At 52.3% G+C, this 18,112-nt stretch carries 16 protein-coding genes; all 16 read right to left on the bottom strand.

Annotation, left to right across the window (positions count from 1 at the left end):
- Window positions 1–2 precede the first annotated feature (2 nt).
- On the bottom strand, window positions 3–917 hold the full coding sequence (gene lpxC / locus CCE91_RS02325; protein WP_086433646.1) for a UDP-3-O-acyl-N-acetylglucosamine deacetylase: 915 nt from the start codon (window positions 915–917) through the stop codon (window positions 3–5).
- 129 nt (window positions 918–1,046) lie between these two features.
- On the bottom strand, window positions 1,047–2,231 hold the full coding sequence (ftsZ, locus tag CCE91_RS02320; protein ID WP_086433645.1) for a cell division protein FtsZ: 1,185 nt from the start codon (window positions 2,229–2,231) through the stop codon (window positions 1,047–1,049).
- 99 nt (window positions 2,232–2,330) lie between these two features.
- Complete coding sequence (gene ftsA / locus CCE91_RS02315; protein ID WP_086433644.1) at window positions 2,331–3,563, bottom strand: cell division protein FtsA; 1,233 nt, start codon at window positions 3,561–3,563, stop codon at window positions 2,331–2,333.
- A gap of 5 nt (window positions 3,564–3,568) precedes the next feature.
- The gene (locus CCE91_RS02310; protein ID WP_086433643.1) at window positions 3,569–4,303 is read right to left on the bottom strand and encodes a cell division protein FtsQ/DivIB; all 735 of its coding nucleotides are present in this window, start codon (window positions 4,301–4,303) and stop codon (window positions 3,569–3,571) included.
- Between the two features lie 5 nt (window positions 4,304–4,308).
- Complete coding sequence (locus CCE91_RS02305) at window positions 4,309–5,223, bottom strand: D-alanine--D-alanine ligase (RefSeq protein ID WP_086433642.1); 915 nt, start codon at window positions 5,221–5,223, stop codon at window positions 4,309–4,311.
- Complete coding sequence (gene murC, locus CCE91_RS02300) at window positions 5,220–6,698, bottom strand: UDP-N-acetylmuramate--L-alanine ligase (protein ID WP_086433641.1); 1,479 nt, start codon at window positions 6,696–6,698, stop codon at window positions 5,220–5,222. The genes CCE91_RS02305 and murC overlap by 4 nt, the downstream gene beginning before the upstream one ends.
- Window positions 6,695–7,816, bottom strand: coding sequence for an undecaprenyldiphospho-muramoylpentapeptide beta-N-acetylglucosaminyltransferase (gene murG / locus CCE91_RS02295; RefSeq protein ID WP_086433640.1), 1,122 nt, complete (start codon window positions 7,814–7,816; stop codon window positions 6,695–6,697). Before murG ends, murC begins: the two co-directional genes overlap by 4 nt.
- Window positions 7,813–9,042: a cell division protein FtsW gene (ftsW, locus tag CCE91_RS02290; protein ID WP_086433639.1), complete on the bottom strand. Its 1,230-nt coding sequence runs from the start codon at window positions 9,040–9,042 to the stop codon at window positions 7,813–7,815. Before ftsW ends, murG begins: the two co-directional genes overlap by 4 nt.
- A complete protein-coding gene (gene murD / locus CCE91_RS02285; RefSeq protein ID WP_234996239.1) occupies window positions 9,023–10,390 on the bottom strand; it encodes a UDP-N-acetylmuramoyl-L-alanine--D-glutamate ligase in 1,368 nt (455 codons plus the stop codon). The genes ftsW and murD overlap by 20 nt, the downstream gene beginning before the upstream one ends.
- 38 nt (window positions 10,391–10,428) lie before the next feature.
- Entirely contained in the window at window positions 10,429–11,511 is a 1,083-nt protein-coding gene (mraY, locus tag CCE91_RS02280) for a phospho-N-acetylmuramoyl-pentapeptide-transferase (protein WP_086433638.1), read from the bottom strand.
- Complete coding sequence (locus tag CCE91_RS02275) at window positions 11,505–12,923, bottom strand: UDP-N-acetylmuramoyl-tripeptide--D-alanyl-D-alanine ligase (protein WP_086433637.1); 1,419 nt, start codon at window positions 12,921–12,923, stop codon at window positions 11,505–11,507. The genes mraY and CCE91_RS02275 overlap by 7 nt, the downstream gene beginning before the upstream one ends.
- A complete protein-coding gene (gene murE / locus CCE91_RS02270) occupies window positions 12,920–14,434 on the bottom strand; it encodes a UDP-N-acetylmuramoyl-L-alanyl-D-glutamate--2,6-diaminopimelate ligase (protein WP_086433636.1) in 1,515 nt (504 codons plus the stop codon). The genes CCE91_RS02275 and murE overlap by 4 nt, the downstream gene beginning before the upstream one ends.
- Window positions 14,427–16,193, bottom strand: coding sequence for a peptidoglycan D,D-transpeptidase FtsI family protein (locus tag CCE91_RS02265; protein ID WP_086433635.1), 1,767 nt, complete (start codon window positions 16,191–16,193; stop codon window positions 14,427–14,429). The genes murE and CCE91_RS02265 overlap by 8 nt, the downstream gene beginning before the upstream one ends.
- The gene (gene ftsL / locus CCE91_RS02260) at window positions 16,184–16,501 is read right to left on the bottom strand and encodes a cell division protein FtsL (RefSeq protein ID WP_086433634.1); all 318 of its coding nucleotides are present in this window, start codon (window positions 16,499–16,501) and stop codon (window positions 16,184–16,186) included. Before ftsL ends, CCE91_RS02265 begins: the two co-directional genes overlap by 10 nt.
- Window positions 16,488–17,441, bottom strand: a complete 954-nt coding sequence (gene rsmH / locus CCE91_RS02255; protein ID WP_086433633.1) for a 16S rRNA (cytosine(1402)-N(4))-methyltransferase RsmH — start codon at window positions 17,439–17,441, stop codon at window positions 16,488–16,490. The genes ftsL and rsmH overlap by 14 nt, the downstream gene beginning before the upstream one ends.
- Window positions 17,441–17,896, bottom strand: coding sequence for a division/cell wall cluster transcriptional repressor MraZ (gene mraZ, locus CCE91_RS02250; RefSeq protein ID WP_086433632.1), 456 nt, complete (start codon window positions 17,894–17,896; stop codon window positions 17,441–17,443). Before mraZ ends, rsmH begins: the two co-directional genes overlap by 1 nt.
- Window positions 17,897–18,112: the final 216 nt, after the last annotated feature.

Raw genomic sequence — 18,112 nt, 5'->3', positions numbered from 1 at the left:
CGTTATGCCAAAGATGGGTTCAAAAAAGCGATAGGTGATGCCGCCTGAGCATCTTCAAAGGTTACAAACTCCCAGCTTTCCTGGTGTGCTAATACCGCACGCAGCAACTGGTTGTTTAATGCATGGCCTGACTTAAATGCGCGTAAGTGGCCTAAGATGGCGTAACCACCCATGTACAAATCGCCCACCGCATCAAGAATCTTGTGTTTTACGAACTCGTCGTCGTAACGCAAGCCATCGCTATTTAAAATTCGGAACTCATCAAGTACCACGGCGTTATCGAAACTACCACCTAAGGCCAGGTTATTAGCCCGCAGTGATTCGATATCGCGCATGAAACCAAAGGTACGTGCACGACTGATGTTTTTGATGAACTTCTGACTGCTAAAATCCATGCTGACAACCTGTTCGGTATCAGCAATAGCCGGGTGATCGAAGTCGATGGCAAAATCAATACGGAAGCCATCGTGGGGTAGTAGTTCCGCCCATTTGTCATCTTCTTCAACCCGAACCGGCTGCTTTATGCGAATGAATTTCTTCGCGGCGGTCTGTTCTTCAATACCAGCACTTTGTAACAAGTAAACGAATGGATGCGCACTACCGTCCATAATTGGAATTTCGTGTGAATCCACTTCAATAATCAGGTTGTCGATACCAACGCCGGCGATAGCTGCAAGCAAGTGTTCAACTGTCGAAACACGAACGTTGTCGGCATTAATCAGACAGGTACACATACGCGTATCGCGCACTAAATCCGCATTGGCAGGAATATCTACCGCAGGACTCAGGTCGACGCGACGAAACACCAGCCCTGTATTGGCCGGCGCAGGGCGCAAGGTCAAATGCACCTTGTTACCTTTATGCAAACCAACACCTGTGGTTGCAATCGCTTGTTTTATTGTACGTTGTCTAATCATTTTCTTTCCTGATTACCAGCTTAAGCCTGTGAATATACGCAGCAAAGCTAAATCTCGTTCACTTTTTACACAAAAAGGTCGCGCACTTTACACTTTTTTACGCCGAATTACAAGTTATTCAATTGCTTATCAATCGACTTGCTTGCGTAAAAACGCCGGGATATCAAGGTAATCCATGTCCTGGCTTGGCTTGTTTTTAGCCGCAGGTTTAGATGCCTTTTCCGGTTGTGCTTCACTGGTTTCTGGTTCTTCATCCAAACGCGGTGCGGCGGCTGAGCGATCCAGGTTAGCGTAGTGATTCTCACGTTTTGCCGGGGCCTGATGATTGTTGTTCACCAAGCTAATGTCAGGCTTACGCTCTGCACCAATACCGGTCGCAACCACAGTTACCCGTAATTCGTCAGACATATCCGGATCAATAACAGTTCCCACAATCACAGTGGCATTATCGGACGCGAACGCCTTCACGGTGTTACCGACGGTTTCGAACTCGTCAATGCTCATGTCCATACCAGCAGTTACGTTAACCAGTACGCCACGGGCGCCAGACAAGTCGATGTCTTCCAGTAACGGGCTGTTAATGGCCATTTCCGCAGCTTCCTGAGCACGGTCTTCGCCACTGGCCACGCCAGTACCCATCATGGCCGTACCCATTTCACGCATAACTGCACGCACGTCGGCAAAGTCGACGTTAATTAAGCCCGGACGGGTAATTAGCTCGGCAATACCCTGAACTGCACCAAGCAGAACGTTGTTTGCGGCGCCAAAGGCTTCCAGCAAACTGGTGCCCTTGCCCATCACTTTTAATAGTTTTTCGTTCGGGATGGTGATGAGAGAGTCAACAGAACGAGCCAGTTGGCTAATACCTTCTTCAGCCACTGCCATGCGCTTCTTGCCTTCAAACGGGAACGGTTTAGTTACTACCGCCACCGTCAAAATGCCAAGCTCACGGGCAATTTCAGCCACCACAGGCGCAGCGCCGGTACCAGTACCGCCACCCATACCCGCAGCAATAAAGATCATGTCTGCACCTTGCAGGTTTTTCTTTATTTCGTCGCGGGTTTCTTCCGCTGCCTGCCGACCAATTTCAGGATTAGCGCCAGCGCCAAGCCCTTTGGTCATGTCGTTGCCCAGTTGAATAGTTACATGCGCACCGTGCTCACGTAACGACTGAGCATCGGTGTTGGCAGCAATAAACTGCACACCTTCAATCGATTCTTTTACCATGTGCTTAACGGCATTGCCGCCGGCACCACCAACGCCGATGACTTTTATCACCGCGTCATTTTCAAAATTATCCATGAGTTCAAACATAGTCACTCTCCTGTACTTGCTTATTGTACTACCCCAGATTTAAAACTAAAACTTTTATATAACCGTAAGTTAGCGCTTTTAACGCGTTCCGACAGAAAGCTAAAATTCGCCTTTAAACCAACCGTGAATACGCTTCCATAAACCGATAACATCGTTATTGGAACGCTCTTTCTGTTCATTCATTAAATCTTGCTGCCCGTAGCGCAGCAGCCCTACTGCCGTGGCATAGCCAGGGTCTTTAACGTAATCAGTTAACCCTTTCATACCCAGGGGTTCGCCTAAGCGAACCGGCATTTGAAAAATCTCTTCGGCAAACTCAACGGCGCCTTCCATTTTGCCGCAGCCACCGGTTAGCACTACGCCGGCCGCAATTTGCTCGTCCAGTCCGCTTTGTTTAATTTCGTCGCGCACTAGTTCGAACAGCTCCTGATAACGCGGTTCTACTACTTCCGCCAGAATATGACGCGCCATCACTCGTGACGGCCGGCCACCTACCGAAGGCACTTCAATAGTGTCTTCCATGCTCACTAATTGACGTAACGCACAGGCGTACTGTGTTTTAATTTGTTCCGCATGATTCAATGGCGTGCGGAAGATCTTGGCAATATCACTAGTAACCTGGTTACCTGCCGCCGGAATCACCGCGGTATGGCGCAACACACCGCCAGAGTAAATGCAGATATCAATAGTGCCGCCGCCCATATCAACCAGGGCCACACCCAGGTCTTTCTCATCTTCGGTCAGAATCGAAATACTGGACGCCAGTGCCGAGAAAATCAGCTTGTCGACCGTTAAACCGCAGCGTTCTACTGCCTTCACAATATTCTTCGCCATGTCGTTGGCACAGGTAATAATGTGTACCTTGGATTCCATGCGCACGCCCGACATGCCGATTGGGCTTTTAATGCTTTCCTGCGAATCAATCACAAACTCTTGTGGTAACACGTGCAGAATTCGGCGTTCCTGTGCAATAGGTACCGACTTAGCAGCATGAATAACGCTATCAACGTCGTCCTGCGTTACTTCCGCTTCATTAATGGGCACCATGCCATTTTCGTTCTGGCAGGCAATGTGCCGGCCAGAAATATTCAGGTACACAGTAGCGATGCGGCAGTCCGCCATTAACTCGGCTTCTTCCACCGCGCGCTGCACCGACTGCACCACCAGGTTGAGGTCGTTCACTCCGCCCTTGTCCATACCCCGAGAGGCGGTTGCACCCACCCCGACCACACTAATTTCACCGTCAGGTAAAACTTCACCGATTAACGCGGTGACCTTGGTGGTACCAATGTCGAGTCCGACAATCATGTTGCGCTCAGCTGATTTTGACATTCCGCTCAACTCTCATCCTGTTGTGTTTGCTCAGGTTCACGCCATCGTACGGCGACGCCTGTGTCATAGCGCAAATCAACGTAGTCGATTGCGCCCTGTTGTTGCTTTTCTATCGCCGGATACAAATCAATAAAGCGTTGTATCCGCTGTAATCTTGCTTCCCGGCCAAGCCGGATTTCCGTGCCGCCCTCAAGCACTAACTCGGCGGCAAAGCGTTCACTTAATCGTAATGCCCGTACCACAAACCCATTTAGCTCTAACAGTGCACTTAAGCGCTGATAGGTTGACAGCGTCTCCGTTGCTGCATCCGGCGGCCCGTACAAATAGGGTATTCCCGCCGCTAACCCTTCTACATCGGCGCTAAACAATTCACCGCGCTCGTTCATCAACAGGTTGTCGTTCCAATACGCGATAGGTTGTTGCTCCACCACGTACACCCGCAATAAATCAGGCCACTCCTTGCGCACTGAGGCTCGGTCTACCCAGGCCAGTGCTTCAACCCGCTGCCGTAATTCATCTACGTCAGCCGAAAAAAAACTTCCCAGTGGCTGCGAGCGCAACGCTTGCTGCACTTCGGTTGCCGCCACTTGTTGTAACTCGCCCTGCACCAACAATCGACGCAACGGCATTTGGTTGGCGTCCATCAGTTGCTGCTGCAGCCACCAACTGCCGCCACTGGTAATTATCAGCACCAGGGCCAGAAAGGTGACGCCGCCCCATAGCTGCCAGCGGCTCTGCATACACCTTATGCCTCGGTCTGCGCTAAAATGCGCAGCACCAGGTCAGTAAAACTCAAACCATGCTGCTTGGCAGCCATAGGCACCAGACTCTTTTCAGTCATACCCGGAACCATGTTGGCTTCCAGTAAAAACATGTCGCCGTTATCGTCACACATCACGTCAATGCGACCCCAGTTGCGGCCGTCAAGCGCTTTAAAAGCCGCCACGGCAAGCTCTTGCAGGGCACTTTCGTCGGCTGCAGACAACCCGGCCGGACACAAATACTCGGTGTCCGTAGACTGATATTTCGCCTCGTAGTCATAAAACTCATGGCTGGTTTTCAGGCGAATAGCTGGTAATGCCTGATCCTGTAAAATTGCGACCGTGTATTCAGGTCCATTTAACCAGCGTTCAATTAATACTTGAGTGTCAAACATACCTGCCGTTGCTACGGCGGCTTTCAAATGCGCAGCGCTGCTGGCCGACGACATGCCGATACTGGAGCCTTCGTGCGCCGGTTTCACCATCACTTTGCCGCCTAACTCAGCCAGTACCGCCTCGGCATCAAATTCCTGGCCGCTCGTAATAATGCGACTGCTGGCAGTTGGCAAACCTACACCCTGCCAGATTTGCTTGGTGCGAGCTTTGTCCATTGCCAAAGCACAACCGAGTACGCCACTGCCGGTATACGGAAGATCCAATAACTCCAGCGCGCCTTGCACCTGACCGTCTTCACCACCGCGCCCGTGCATCGCAATAAACACGCGATCAAAGTGGCCATCCAGTAAATCATTCAACGGCTGGGAAAAGGGGTCAAACGCGTGCGCATCAATACCTGCACCCGCTAGCGCCTTCAATACCGCCATGCCTGATTTCAATGAAATTTGGCGCTCAGCTGAGCGGCCGCCCATTAATACTGCAACTTTGCCAAACTGACTCATGAGATTTCTCCCGCTTGTGCCAATTGTTTAGGTTGCAACTTACAATCTGCTAGTTGCCGCGCCAGCGCACCAATATTGCCGGCGCCCTGAGTAAGCACTAAGTCACCCGGTGCAACAATGTCAGCCAAGACTTCAGATAGCTCATCGGGGTGCGCCACATACACAGGATCAAGCTGTCCGCGCAGGCGAATAGTTCGACACAGTGATTTACTGTCGGCACCACTAATCGGGGTTTCACCAGCGCTATATACTTCCAGTAGCAACAGCACATCAACCTGTGACAACACGCTGGCAAAATCTTCGTATAAATCTCGCGTACGACTGTAGCGGTGCGGCTGAAACGCCATTACTAAGCGCCGATCTGGCCAACCCTGCCGCGCCGCCGCAATAGTGGCTGCGACTTCTGACGGGTGATGCCCATAGTCGTCTACCAACATCACATTGCCGCTACCGGCGCTAGTGCTAAGCTCGAATTCACCATAATGTTGAAACCGTCGACCGATGCCGGCAAAGCTATTCAATGCCTGTTGAATGGCATCGTCGTCAATTCCTTCGTCGGTTGCTACAGCTACTGCGGCCAAGGCGTTCAACACGTTATGCCGACCCGGTAGATTCAACACTACTTGTAATGGCTCATGGCCATCACGTAACACCGTGAAGTGGCTTTGTCCGCCTTGCTGGTTATAGTCAGTAGCGCGTACGTCCGCTTCGTCACTAAATCCATAGGTAAGGGTTTGGCGACCAATTCTCGGCAGCAATTCAGTCACCACAGCATCATCAATACACATTACCGCTAAACCATAAAACGGCAGGTTGTGCAGGAACTCTATGTAGGTGTCTTCCAGCCGACTGAAGTCACCGTCGTAAGTGTCCATGTGATCGGCTTCAATATTGGTAACAATGGCTACCATGGGCTGCAAATGCAGGAAGGACGCATCACTTTCATCCGCTTCAGCAATCAAATATTTGCTGCTGCCTAACCGGGCATTACTGCCGGCGCTGTTCAGCAAGCCACCAATAACAAAAGTTGGATCCAATTCCGCCTGTGCAAAAATACTCGCTACCAGCGAAGTAGTGGTGGTTTTACCGTGCGTTCCGGCTACGGCCACGCCGTGGCGAAAGCGCATAAGCTCTGCCAGCATTTCAGCACGGCGTACCACAGGTACCCGCAGTTCAGCTGCAGCCAATAGCTCCGGATTACTCGGGTTAATAGCGGTAGATACCACCACCACACTGGCGCTAGCCACATGGTCACGGTTGTGGCCAATGAATACATGCGCGCCAAGGCTGCGTAAACGCTGGGTATTCGCGTTCTCGGCAATGTCGGAACCGGATATTTCATAGCCCTGGTTGAGCAAAACTTCGGCTATACCACCCATACCGGCACCACCAATGCCAACAAAATGAATGCGTTTTACCCGCCTCATTTCCGGCACTGCCAATACTGTAAATGGCTGGTTTAATTTACTTGTCATGACTGCTTACTCTTGGTCGATTCGGTTGTTGCCGGATTTTTTATCCAGCGCTCGCACTGGGTCACGACATTATCTGTCGCATCTACCCAGGCCGCTTGCTGCGCGGCCTGCGCCATAGTGCGCAGCTGCTCTGGCTGCTGCAACAATGCTTGCAATTCTTTTACTAAACCCAGCTCCAGTTGCGCCTGCGGAATAAGCCGGGCGGCACCTGCCGTCACTAATTCCTGTGCGTTAGCCGTTTGATGGTCATCAACCGCATGTGGCAAAGGCACAAACAGCGCAGGCACGCCGACGGCCGCTATTTCCGCCACGGTTAGCGCACCGGCACGGCAAATGACCAAATCAGCCTGAGCATAGGCATGTTCCATAGTGTCAATAAACTCAATAACCTCAACCTGATTGTCCTTTCCGCTTGCGTAAGCTGCGGTCACTGTGTCGCGGTTTCCTTTGCCACATTGATGCACAATATCCAGTGCCTGACTTAACTGCAGTGTTTGCAATGCCACCGGCACTATGTCATTCAAGGCGCGTGCGCCTAAACTGCCACCAACCACCAGAATGCGTAAGCGTTGAGCCGAGGTCGCCGCCTGGTCGCCATGATATTTACCCTGCGCAGCCAGTACGCCAGTGCGCAGCGGATTACCGGTGACTATGGCGTTCGGCAAATAGTCTTTAGCACTGCCAAAACCCAACATCACTTGTTGCGCAAAGCGGCTTAACAGTCGCGTGGTTAAACCCGGCACCGCATTTTGTTCGTGTACCAGCAAAGGTATACCCAGTAACCGCGCGGCCACACCCGCAGGGCCTGACACATAACCGCCAAAGGTGAGCACCACCTGCGTTTGCTGCGCGCGCAGCAGCTTCATGCTTTGCCAAACCGCGCCAAGTAACCGCACTGGCGCTAGCAGCTTGCGCACCACACCGTGCCCACGCAGCCCCTGCACCGACAACTGATGCAAGGTAAAGTTTGCCGCCGGAACCACCCGTGCTTCCAGACGTTGCTCGGTAGTACCCAACCATTGCACCTGCCAGCCTAGCGTGCGCAATTGTTCTGCCACAGCCAGCGCCGGAAAAACATGCCCGCCAGTACCGGCGGCCGCTATAATAATTTGTTTCATGCGGAGCGCCTCCGTGACGGAGTAACTTTTAAATGCGCCAGCCGCAGTTCGTAATCAATGCGCAGCAACATGGCAATGGCCACGCCACTGACCAGTAAACTGGTACCGCCATAACTAATTAAGGGCAGGGTTAACCCCTTAGTTGGTAACAAGCCGGCGGCAGCGCCCACGTTCACCATGGCCTGAAAACTGAACCAAATGGCGATGCCGTAAGCCAGAAAACCACTGAATGGTTTATTGTCAGCCAGGGCGCGACGACCCAGCAGCATAGTTCGCACTACCAGGCACAGGAACAATGCCAGCACGAAGGCAATACCAATAAAGCCAAGCTCTTCGGCCATTACCGCCATAATAAAGTCGGTATGAGCTTCAGGCAGATACTGTAACTTCTGAATACTATTTCCTAAGCCCTGACCGTCGATGTTGCCGCGGCCAAACGCCATTAACGATTGCGTGAGCTGATAACCGCTGCCGAACGGATCCTGCCAGGGGTCCCAGAAGGATAAGATGCGGCGCATCCGATATTGTTCCAGCACAATCAGTAATACGGTTGAAGCGGTGCAGGTTAGCAACACTGCAAAGAACTGCCACAAGCGGGCACCAGCCAAAAACAGCATGCCAATAACAGTGGCCGACATCACTACCACGGTGCCCAAGTCAGGCTCTGCCAGTAACAGCGCCGCCATGGTAAACAACACCGCCAATGGCTTAATAAAGCCTTTTAAGTTCTCGCGCACTTCTTCGTAGCGGCGCACCAGATAGCTGGCCATGTAGGTAAAGAAGCACAGCTTGGCAATTTCTGCCGCCTGAATGGTAATTGGGCCCACTTTAATCCAACGCTTAGCACCATTTACCGTGTGGCCAATCAGCAGTACCGCCACTAGCAGCGCAATTGCACCCAGAAGTAGCATGGCACTGCGGTCCTGCCAGAACTGCATAGGGATTTGCACCGCTACCGCAATCACGGCCATAGTTAAGAGCAAATAGGCCGCATGGCGGAAAATGAAATAGAACGGCTGCCCGGTCAGGCGATCAGCCACCGGGAAGGACGCCGAGCTAACCATAACCAGACCAATGGCCATTAACGCCAGAGTCAGCACCACTAATACCCGATCATAAAGTACCAGTTCGCCCTGCGGCCAAAGCCACTGAGACAACTGTCGCCACGGCGAAGCCGCGGCTGGCATGGTTAGTTCAAGCTGCTGTTCAGGACGCGAGTTTGGCATAATGCGCCTCCACAGCCTGGCGGAACATGTGCCCGCGGTGTTCAAAATTGTTAAACATGTCAAAACTGGCGCAAGCTGGCGACAACAACACCGTACCTTGTTTGCCAGCAGCCTTGGCCGCACTGGCCACAGCTTCTTCCAGAGTTTTCACGCGAATGCTGTCGGGCCGTAAATCAGCAATACGGTCACCATCGCGACCAAAAGTAATCAGCGTATCGACTTGCTGCAGGGCGTCGCTGAAACTGCGGAAATCGGCGCCTTTGCCATCGCCGCCAGCGAGCAACACCAACTGCCCGGCGGTAGTGCCGCGTAAGCCCTGAATGGCGGCTTGTGCCGCACCCACATTGGTGGCTTTCGAATCGTTAATCCAGCGCACGCCATTGTGTTCTAAAATTAATTCGCAGCGATGTGGTAAGCCAACAAATTCACGCAACGCCGGCAGTACTTCCTGAGGCGTAATGTGAATGGCTTCCAGCAATGCCAACGCCGCCTGAACGTTAGTGAGATTATGCACGCCCTGCAATTGCAGCTCGGAAGCCTTCACCACCGTTTTATTAGCACGGGTTATGGCCAGCTTATCGCCGCGCCCTTTAATGGCGTAATCCTGGTCGTGAGCACTTTCCCCAAAACTAAGAATGTTACTGTCGCGCAACCGTTGCGTAGGCTGGGTTAGCGAATCGTCGCGGTTCACCACTAAATGTTCAGCGTGACGATAAATACGCTGTTTGGCGTCTACGTAGGCATGCAAGTCTAAATAGCGATCCAGATGGTCGGCACTCACATTCAAAATAGTTGCCGCAACCGGCGCCAGCGACGACGTGCTTTCTAGTTGGAAACTAGATAGCTCAAGCACGTAGCAATCCACGTCCTGATTCACTAAATCCAGTACCGGCACACCGATGTTACCGCCCACAGCCACGCGTTTACCGGTGCTGGCAATCAGGTCACCACAAAGTTTGGTGACGGTAGACTTGCCATTCGAACCAGTAATAGCAATCACCGGACGGGTTACCTGCCAGGCAAATAATTCAATATCACCAATAATGGGAATACCGGCATCAGCAGCAATCTGCAGGGGTAACTGTTCGCGGTCTACACCCGGACTAATAATGAGCAAGTCCATGGCGAGCAAATGTTCAATTTCGAATGGCCCAGTATGAACCAACAGATCTTTGTCTAGTTTGTGTAACTCAGCCAAACCCTTGGGTTGGTCATGACTGTCAAAAACTTCCGGACGCACATCCTGATTCAGCAAAAAGCGCACGCAAGAAAGCCCGGTTTGGCCTAAGCCAATAACCGCAACTTCTTTATATTCTTGCAACTGCTTCATTGCTGAACGAATAACCACTTTGTGTCCTCAGTTCAAGTACGTTTTATGCCTATGCTCTAGCGCAGTTTCAGCGTTGCCAGACCAATCAGCACAAACACCAGTGACAAAATCCAGAAACGCACGATAACGCGCGGTTCAGGCCATCCTTTTAATTCGTAATGATGGTGAATGGGAGCCATCCGGAAAATTCGTTTGCCGCGTAATTTGTAGGAACCTACCTGCAACATCACCGACATGGTTTCCATTACAAACACGCCACCCATAATGAATAACACCAGTTCCTGGCGAACCAATACGGCCAAAATGCCCAGTGCCGCGCCGAGCGCCAGCGAACCTACGTCGCCCATAAATACTTGCGCCGGATAGGTGTTAAACCAAAGAAACCCAAGCCCTGCTCCGGCAATAGCCGTGCACACCACGGTTAGCTCCGCTGTTAGCGGTAAGTACGGAATGTTCAAGTAGCTGGCAAAATTCACGTTGCCCGAGGCATACGCGAAAATGGCCAGCGCCGATGCCACCATAATGGTTGGCATAATGGCCAGGCCGTCCAGCCCGTCGGTTAAGTTCACCGCGTTGCTGGTTCCGACAATGACAAAGTAAGCAAGCACCACATACATAAGGCCTAATTGCGGCATTAAGTCTTTAAAGAAAGGCACCAGCAACTGCGTTTCCGGCCCTACGGTGGCACTACCGTATAAATACACGGCGGCCGTAGTGGCAATAACGGACTGCCAGAAATACTTCCAGCGAGCCGGTAAGCCGCGGCTATTTTTCTGCACGACTTTGCGATAGTCGTCGATAAAGCCAACCAAACCAAAGCCGGTAACTACGCCTAATACCACCCACACGTAACGGTTGCTTAAGTCAGCCCAAAGCAGGCTGGACACCACAATAGAAGCAAGAATGAGCAACCCACCCATAGTCGGTGTGCCGCTTTTGCTTAAATGGGATTGCGGGCCGTCGTCACGCACGGTTTGACCAATTTGTAAGCGCTGTAAAAAGCGAATTAACCGCGGTCCGAACCACAGCGAAATTAGCAGTGCGGTTAATACCGCCAGAATGGCGCGCAAAGTCAGGTAGGAGAACACATTGAATGCGGTCTCGTATTGCAGCAAATATTCAGCCAACCAGACTAACATGCTTGTTGTCCCTCACTTTCACCTATCTCATCGGCACGTTGGCGCAATGCTAGTACCACCCGTTCCATGTGCGCGCTGCGCGACCCTTTCACTAAAATAGTGACCGGACGACGCTCACTCTCAATCAAATTCAAAATATGACTTACCAACAAATCCAGGCTGCCGAAATGGCGCCCGCCGTGACCATTAAACACGTCACTGGCGCTTTGGCTCAGTACACCCAGGGTAAACAGATTATCAATGCCTACCTTGATGCCGTAGGCACCAATTTCTTCATGGTAGGCACGGGCATCTTCACCAAGCTCACCCATGTCGCCAAGTACCATAATGCGGTAGCCCGAATAGCTGGCCAGCAAATCCAAAGCCGCTTTGGTTGAACCCACGTTGGCGTTATAGGTGTCGTCAATCAGACGCACGTCGGTGGCAATATCGTGACTTTGCAAACGCCCGGGAACCGCTTCTAAATGTTGCAGCCCGGCAGCAACATCGGCTAACGTGCAGCCAAGTTCAAGGCATGCCGCGGCCGCCACCAGGGCGTTGTGAACATTATGCTGGCCCGGTATTGGCACGTGAATTTTCGCGTTCTGGCGATCACTGCTACCGGCCTTACTTGGCAAGCTAATTTCAAAGGTTGCGCAGCCAGCATTATCTAAAACAATGTTATGCGCCTGCACCACGGCCGCGTCACCACTGCCAAAGGTTTGATGACGAACATCGGCCAACACGCGTTGCCAACAACCAGCAAACTCTGAATCTTGTGGCGTAATAGCCAGCCCGCCTTCCTGCAACCCGCGGAAAATTTCTGATTTCGCCTTAGCAATACCGTGTACGTCGCCAAAGCCCTCAACATGAGCCGGGCTCACGTTGTTAATAATGGCTACATTAGGTTTCACCAAACCCGAGGTATAGGCAATTTCACCGCGATGATTGGCGCCCAGTTCCAGCACCGCATAATCATGCTCTTGCGTCAGTCGTAACAAGGTTAGTGGCACGCCAATGTCGTTATTAAAATTGCCGGCGGTAGCCAGTACCTTGCCACGACGGCCTAAAATAGCGGCCATCATTTCTTTTACCGTGGTTTTGCCACTGCTGCCGGTTATGGCAATAGTTTTCGGCGCAACTTGCTGTTTTACCGCAGCACCAAGCAAACCCAGTGCATAACGGGTGTCTTTCACAATTATTTGCGGGCAGTCACACTCTTGCTGTTGTTCAACAATTGCCGCTGCCGCACCTTTGGCAATGGCCTGCGGAACAAACTCATGAGCATTGAAGTTAGGCCCCTGCAGTGCAATAAACAGCGAACCCGCAGGTAAGTTGCGGGTATCGGTAGACACAGCTTCAATGGTCAGGTTCTCACCTACCAGTTGGCCTTCTACGGCCGCTGCAATCCAGGCTAAGTCAACGCGAATCATGTGTTACCTCCGGCCACCTGGGCACCGTGCTGTTGCATGTAGGCAGCCACCACTTCACGTTCATGGTATGGGTGACGTTGTTGTCCTATCACCTGATAATCTTCATGACCTTTACCTGCCAACAGCACCACATCGTCGGCGCCAGCCCGGGCCAGAGTTTCAAGTACGGCTTGTTCACGCCCCATTACCACCTGCACGTTCTCGCGTTTGGCAATACCCGTTAAAATATCCTGCACTATGTGCTCCGGCGCTTCAGTGCGTGGGTTGTCATCAGTTACCACAACCTGATCAGCCAACTCGGCCGCAACTGATCCCATTTGTGGGCGTTTACCCCGGTCACGGTCACCACCACAGCCAAATACACACCACAGCTGGCCGCGGCAATGGCGGCGCAAGGCGCTGAGCACCTGCTGTAAGGCATCTGGGGTATGCGCATAATCAACCACTGCTAATGGTTCACCGTCGGTAAAGAAGGTCTCCATGCGGCCAGGAACCGGTTGTAGGTGTTTAACCTGAGCACATGCATGCGCCAGGTTATAACCCAGCGCTCGTAGGCTGGTTAAGGCTGTGAGCACGTTATAAACGTTAAATTGACCTAGTAGCGGCGACTCAACCTCATAGCTGGCTTCCGCATCAGTCACCGTGAAACGGGTGCCATGGTCTTCGAACACTATGTCGGTAGCCAGCAAACGCCGGGTTGACGAATTTTGCCCCGCATTTGCGGCGCCGTTGGCTTCGGCGTGAGTGACACCATAGTGCCAGGCCGCCGGTAATTGCTCAGACCAGGCTGCACACAGCGCATCATCGTCGTTCAATACCATTTGGCAGGGTTCAAGATCGGTGAACAAGCGCAGCTTCGCCGCTTCGTAGTTCGCCATGGTGCCATGATAATCAAGGTGATCCCGGCTAATATTCGTAATTGCGGCCAGCTCAAATTCCAACGCATCCACCCGCCCCTGAATCAGGGCATGAGACGAGACTTCCATGGCAACCGCAGTAGCACCCTCGGCGCGCAAAGCCGCCAGCCGTTGCTGCACCGCAATGGCATCGGGAGTGGTGTGTTGCTCAGGTACCAGGCGCCCAATCATGCCGCTGCCGGTAGTACCAATAACGCCACTGATTTCGCCAATGCGCTGTAGCAACTGCGCCAGAATATGAGTTACTGAGGTTTTGCCGTTGGTGCCGGTTACACCAATCAGTCGTAATTGCTTGCTGGGGTGTCCAAAGAAACGCCCGGCTAACAGTGATAACTGATTGCGTAGCCCGGTTACCGCGATAATTGGCACGCCATTGCGATTGCGTACTTCGGCCATGTCAGCTTCAGCAATTACCGCTCGGGCACCGGCAGCTATGGCCTGGTCAATATAGTCACGGCCGTCGCTCTGATAGCCTGGAATGGCCACAAATAAGTCACCGCTGGCAACCTGACGGCTGTCCAGCTTCATACCTGTTACTTCAAGATCAGGTAACAGCAATGGGTAATTTGGTAGTAAACGCGTTAGTTTAATCATTCGCCCCTCCCTGCCGGCCGGTCGGTTTGGCATCGACTGCAGCTAAACCGGCTACACGAACGGCTTTATCAGACAGATTATCTGGCGGAATGTTCAGCAAGCGCATCGCATCTCCGACAATTTCTGCAAATACCGGTGCTGCCACATCACCGCCGTGATAATCATCGCCTTGCGGCTCATTCACGGTAACTACCACAGCTATACGCGGATCACTTACGGGCGCAATGCCGGCAAACAGGGTGACATAGTCATCACCGTAGCCACCAACCACTGCTTTACGCGATGTTCCTGTTTTGCCGGCAACGCGGTAACCGGGCACTTGCGCTGATTTAGCAGTACCTTCTTCCACCACGTTTTCCAGCATCAGCAACACCTGCCGAGCCGTTTCTCTGTCGATTACCTGTTCACCCGCGCCGGGGCCTTCCAGACGCTGAATACTTAGCGGGCGACGAACGCCGCCATTGCCGATAATGCTGTACATTTGCGCGAGCTGTAAGGTGGTTACCTGCAGGCCATAGCCGTACGACAAAGTAGCAATGTCGAGATCGGACCAACGGCGGCGATTGGTGAGCACACCAAAGCTCTCGCCGAGCATGCCAATGCCCGTATCATTGCCAAAACCTACGTCGAAGTAGGTTTGAATAAGCTTGTCGATACCTACCCCAAGCGCCAGCTTGGTAACACCAACGTTACTGGAGTGTTGCAGTACCTCGGCAATGCTCAGCTTACCGTAGTTGCGCGGATCGCTAACCCGGCGACCACCAATTCGCAGCCAGCCGGGGCTTGTATCTACCGAATCTGAGGCTTGCACATGGTTGTTATCCAGTGCCGTTATAACTGCCAGCGGTTTCACCGTGGAGCCTGGTTCGTAAGCATCGGTAATCGCCCGATTCCGCAACCGGTGTGGTTGCAAATCGTTACGATTGTTAGGGTTAAAGGACGGGCTGTTGACCATCGCTAACAGTTCACCTGTTTTCACGTCAATAATCACCGCCGAACCTGAAGTAGCTTGGTGATAGCGCACGGCTTTTTTCAGTTCGGCATAAGCAAGTGATTGCAGACGCTGGTCTATGCTCAGCGTTAATTGTTGTGGTTGCTGCGCGGCAACTGCGCGAATTTCCTCAACAACCCGCCCTTGTGCGTCCTTGCGATAAACTCGTTCACCGGGAGTACCGGTCAGAACCTCATCATAAACAGCCTCGAGTCCTTCAATACCGCGGCTGTCGATATCTGTTACGCCCACTACATGGGCAGCAATTTCACCGGCCGGGTAAAAACGCCGACTCTCGGTTTTTAAATACACACCTGGAATATCTAGCTGCCGCACGTACTCGGCAACTGCCGGAGTTACTTTACGTTCCAGGTACACAAAGCGCTTGCTGGGGTCGTCTACCCGCGCCAGTAAATCATCAACGTTGGTGCGGAACACTTCCGCCAGCGCCAGCCAGCGCTCTTTATTCTCTAAACCACCCTGTTGATGCAGGCGCTGTGGATCTACCCATACCGTTTGCACCGGTACGCTCACGGCTAACTCACGACCGTTGCGGTCCACAATCATGCCACGTTGCACGTCGGTTTGTGCCGAGCGCAGTGAACGCCGATCGCCTTCCATTTGCAGGCGCTCTGGTGCTACGACCTGAATGTAAGCTACCCGTGCCAGCAAGGTGCCGAATACGGAAAATAGCACCAACATAGCCACGTAGAAGCGCCAGTGCAGTGCGTTTGGATGCTGATTCTTGCGATTTCTGTTTATTGCCATGGCACCAGCACCTCCTGCTCAGGTTCCGGCCGCACCATGTTCAACTGCTGCATGGCAATACGTTCCACCCGGCTATGCTCGGTTAAGGCATTCTGCTCTATGGTTAAATGCCGCCACTCAATATCCAGCTGGTCGCGGGTTGAACTGAGTTCATCGCGGGCAATGGTAATTTGGCGATGGCTGTGAGCCACGTAAATAATAGTCAGCGCACTGGCTACCACAGCGATAAACACCAGAATAACAGCCGGAAAACGCACCACGTCATCGCGCCACAGAACTAGCATTGAGGGGGCTTTAGTTGTCGTCATAACGCACCCTCTCGGCAATTCGCAGCACTGAACTGCGTGAACGTGGGTTAGCACTCACTTCGCCATCAGTCGGCTTCACAGCGCGACTTAACAACTTCAGTTGTTTGGACTTATTGAGCTCTTCATCTTTAATTGGCATACCTGCTGGTACCGACTTGGCCTGACTATGCTTGCGCATAAAACGTTTCACCAAACGGTCTTCCAGGCTATGGAAGCTAATAACAACTAAGCGTCCGCCGGTTTTCAAACCGGCCAGAGCCGCTTCCAGGGCTTGTTCAATTTCGTCCAATTCACCATTGATATGAATACGGATCCCCTGAAATGCCCGGGTAGCCGGATGCTTGTGTTTGTCTTTAAAGGGCACAACGCGCGCAATCATTTCAGCTAGTTGGCGCGTGCGTAAAAATGGCTTCTCGTCGCGATCGTGAACAATGGCGCGGGCGATTTTGCGGGCGAATCGCTCTTCACCATATTCTTTCAATACAAACGCAATATCTGCTTCCGGTGCCGTATTAACAAACTCAGCTGCGGTCATACCACTGCTGGTGTCCATACGCATGTCCAGCGGTCCGTCGCGCATAAAACTAAAACCACGCTCGGCGTCATCAAGTTGTGGGGAAGACACGCCAAGGTCAAATAGAATACCGTCCAGCTGCTCGGAAAGTGAGTGGTCACTTATTACCTGAGCTAGTTGCGAGAAGGGAGTGTGAACAATAGTAAAGCGGGAATCGGTCGCCAGCGGTAACGCCGCTTCAATCGCGGTGGGGTCGCGGTCAAGCGCATACAGGCGGCCTTGGGTATTTAGTTCTGCTAAAATTGCGCGCGCATGTCCACCTCGACCAAAGGTCGCGTCAAGATAGGTTCCGTGCGGTTTCAGCGCAAGTGCCTCGACGGCTTCTTGCAGGAGCACCGACACGTGTTGCGGTGGCGCTGTTTTCATTATAATGAGAAGTCTTGTAAGCGGTCACTAAGGGCCACGTCTTGTTGTTCTGCCGCCATATCTTCAGCAACTTGTGCCTGCCACGCAGCTTCTGACCAGATTTCAAACTTATTCAACTGACCAATGAGCATCAGTTTTTTGTTTAAATCGGCATGCTGGCGTAGCGTCGGAGCAATCAGTAAACGACCGTTCTTGTCCATAGAGCAGTCTTCTGCATGCCCGAGCAACAAGCGCTGTAAGCGACGCTCGGCGGGGTTCATACTGGATAATGTGGTAAGCTTTTGTTCAATAATCTGCCACTGCGGCAGCGGGTACAGCAACAAGCAAGGCTGCTTGATATCTATGGTGCACACCATTTCGCCCTCGCAATCAAGCGCCAAGCTCTTGCGATACCTAGCTGGTATTGCAAGTCGGCCTTTCTCGTCCAGACTTATTGATGTTGCCCCACGAAACATGAGATCCCCACTTGATCCACAAAAATCCACAAATCCCCACAACGTGACAGTCTAGGTGTCATTTCTTCTTTCTGTCAAGCAAAATACCAAGTCTTTGCAGTGGCTTTACCCCATATAAAACGGCGTTGATCAGCAAGGTGTTGAGTTTTGTGGAGTTTTGTGGAGACAATCGTGATCATCTTTTTGTAAAAAAAATCAACTAATCGCGCGACAACC

Source organism: Pseudidiomarina planktonica (genome assembly GCF_900177775.1).
GTDB lineage: Bacteria > Pseudomonadota > Gammaproteobacteria > Enterobacterales > Alteromonadaceae > Pseudidiomarina > Pseudidiomarina planktonica.
This window is presented reverse-complemented; position numbering and strand designations above follow the sequence as displayed.

Coding starts and splice junctions, on each gene's coding strand:
- murC (WP_086433641.1), bottom strand. CDS start 6,698: ATGACAAGTAAATTAAACCAGCCATTTACAGTATTGGCAGTGCCGGAA.
- rsmH (WP_086433633.1), bottom strand. CDS start 17,441: ATGAAAACAGCGCCACCGCAACACGTGTCGGTGCTCCTGCAAGAAGCC.
- ftsW (WP_086433639.1), bottom strand. CDS start 9,042: ATGCCAAACTCGCGTCCTGAACAGCAGCTTGAACTAACCATGCCAGCC.
- lpxC (WP_086433646.1), bottom strand. CDS start 917: ATGATTAGACAACGTACAATAAAACAAGCGATTGCAACCACAGGTGTT.
- CCE91_RS02265 (WP_086433635.1), bottom strand. CDS start 16,193: ATGGCAATAAACAGAAATCGCAAGAATCAGCATCCAAACGCACTGCAC.
- ftsA (WP_086433644.1), bottom strand. CDS start 3,563: ATGTCAAAATCAGCTGAGCGCAACATGATTGTCGGACTCGACATTGGT.
- mraY (WP_086433638.1), bottom strand. CDS start 11,511: ATGTTAGTCTGGTTGGCTGAATATTTGCTGCAATACGAGACCGCATTC.
- CCE91_RS02275 (WP_086433637.1), bottom strand. CDS start 12,923: ATGATTCGCGTTGACTTAGCCTGGATTGCAGCGGCCGTAGAAGGCCAA.
- ftsZ (WP_086433645.1), bottom strand. CDS start 2,231: ATGTTTGAACTCATGGATAATTTTGAAAATGACGCGGTGATAAAAGTC.
- CCE91_RS02305 (WP_086433642.1), bottom strand. CDS start 5,223: ATGAGTCAGTTTGGCAAAGTTGCAGTATTAATGGGCGGCCGCTCAGCT.
- murE (WP_086433636.1), bottom strand. CDS start 14,434: ATGATTAAACTAACGCGTTTACTACCAAATTACCCATTGCTGTTACCT.
- ftsL (WP_086433634.1), bottom strand. CDS start 16,501: ATGACGACAACTAAAGCCCCCTCAATGCTAGTTCTGTGGCGCGATGAC.
- mraZ (WP_086433632.1), bottom strand. CDS start 17,896: ATGTTTCGTGGGGCAACATCAATAAGTCTGGACGAGAAAGGCCGACTT.
- murG (WP_086433640.1), bottom strand. CDS start 7,816: ATGAAACAAATTATTATAGCGGCCGCCGGTACTGGCGGGCATGTTTTT.
- CCE91_RS02310 (WP_086433643.1), bottom strand. CDS start 4,303: ATGCAGAGCCGCTGGCAGCTATGGGGCGGCGTCACCTTTCTGGCCCTG.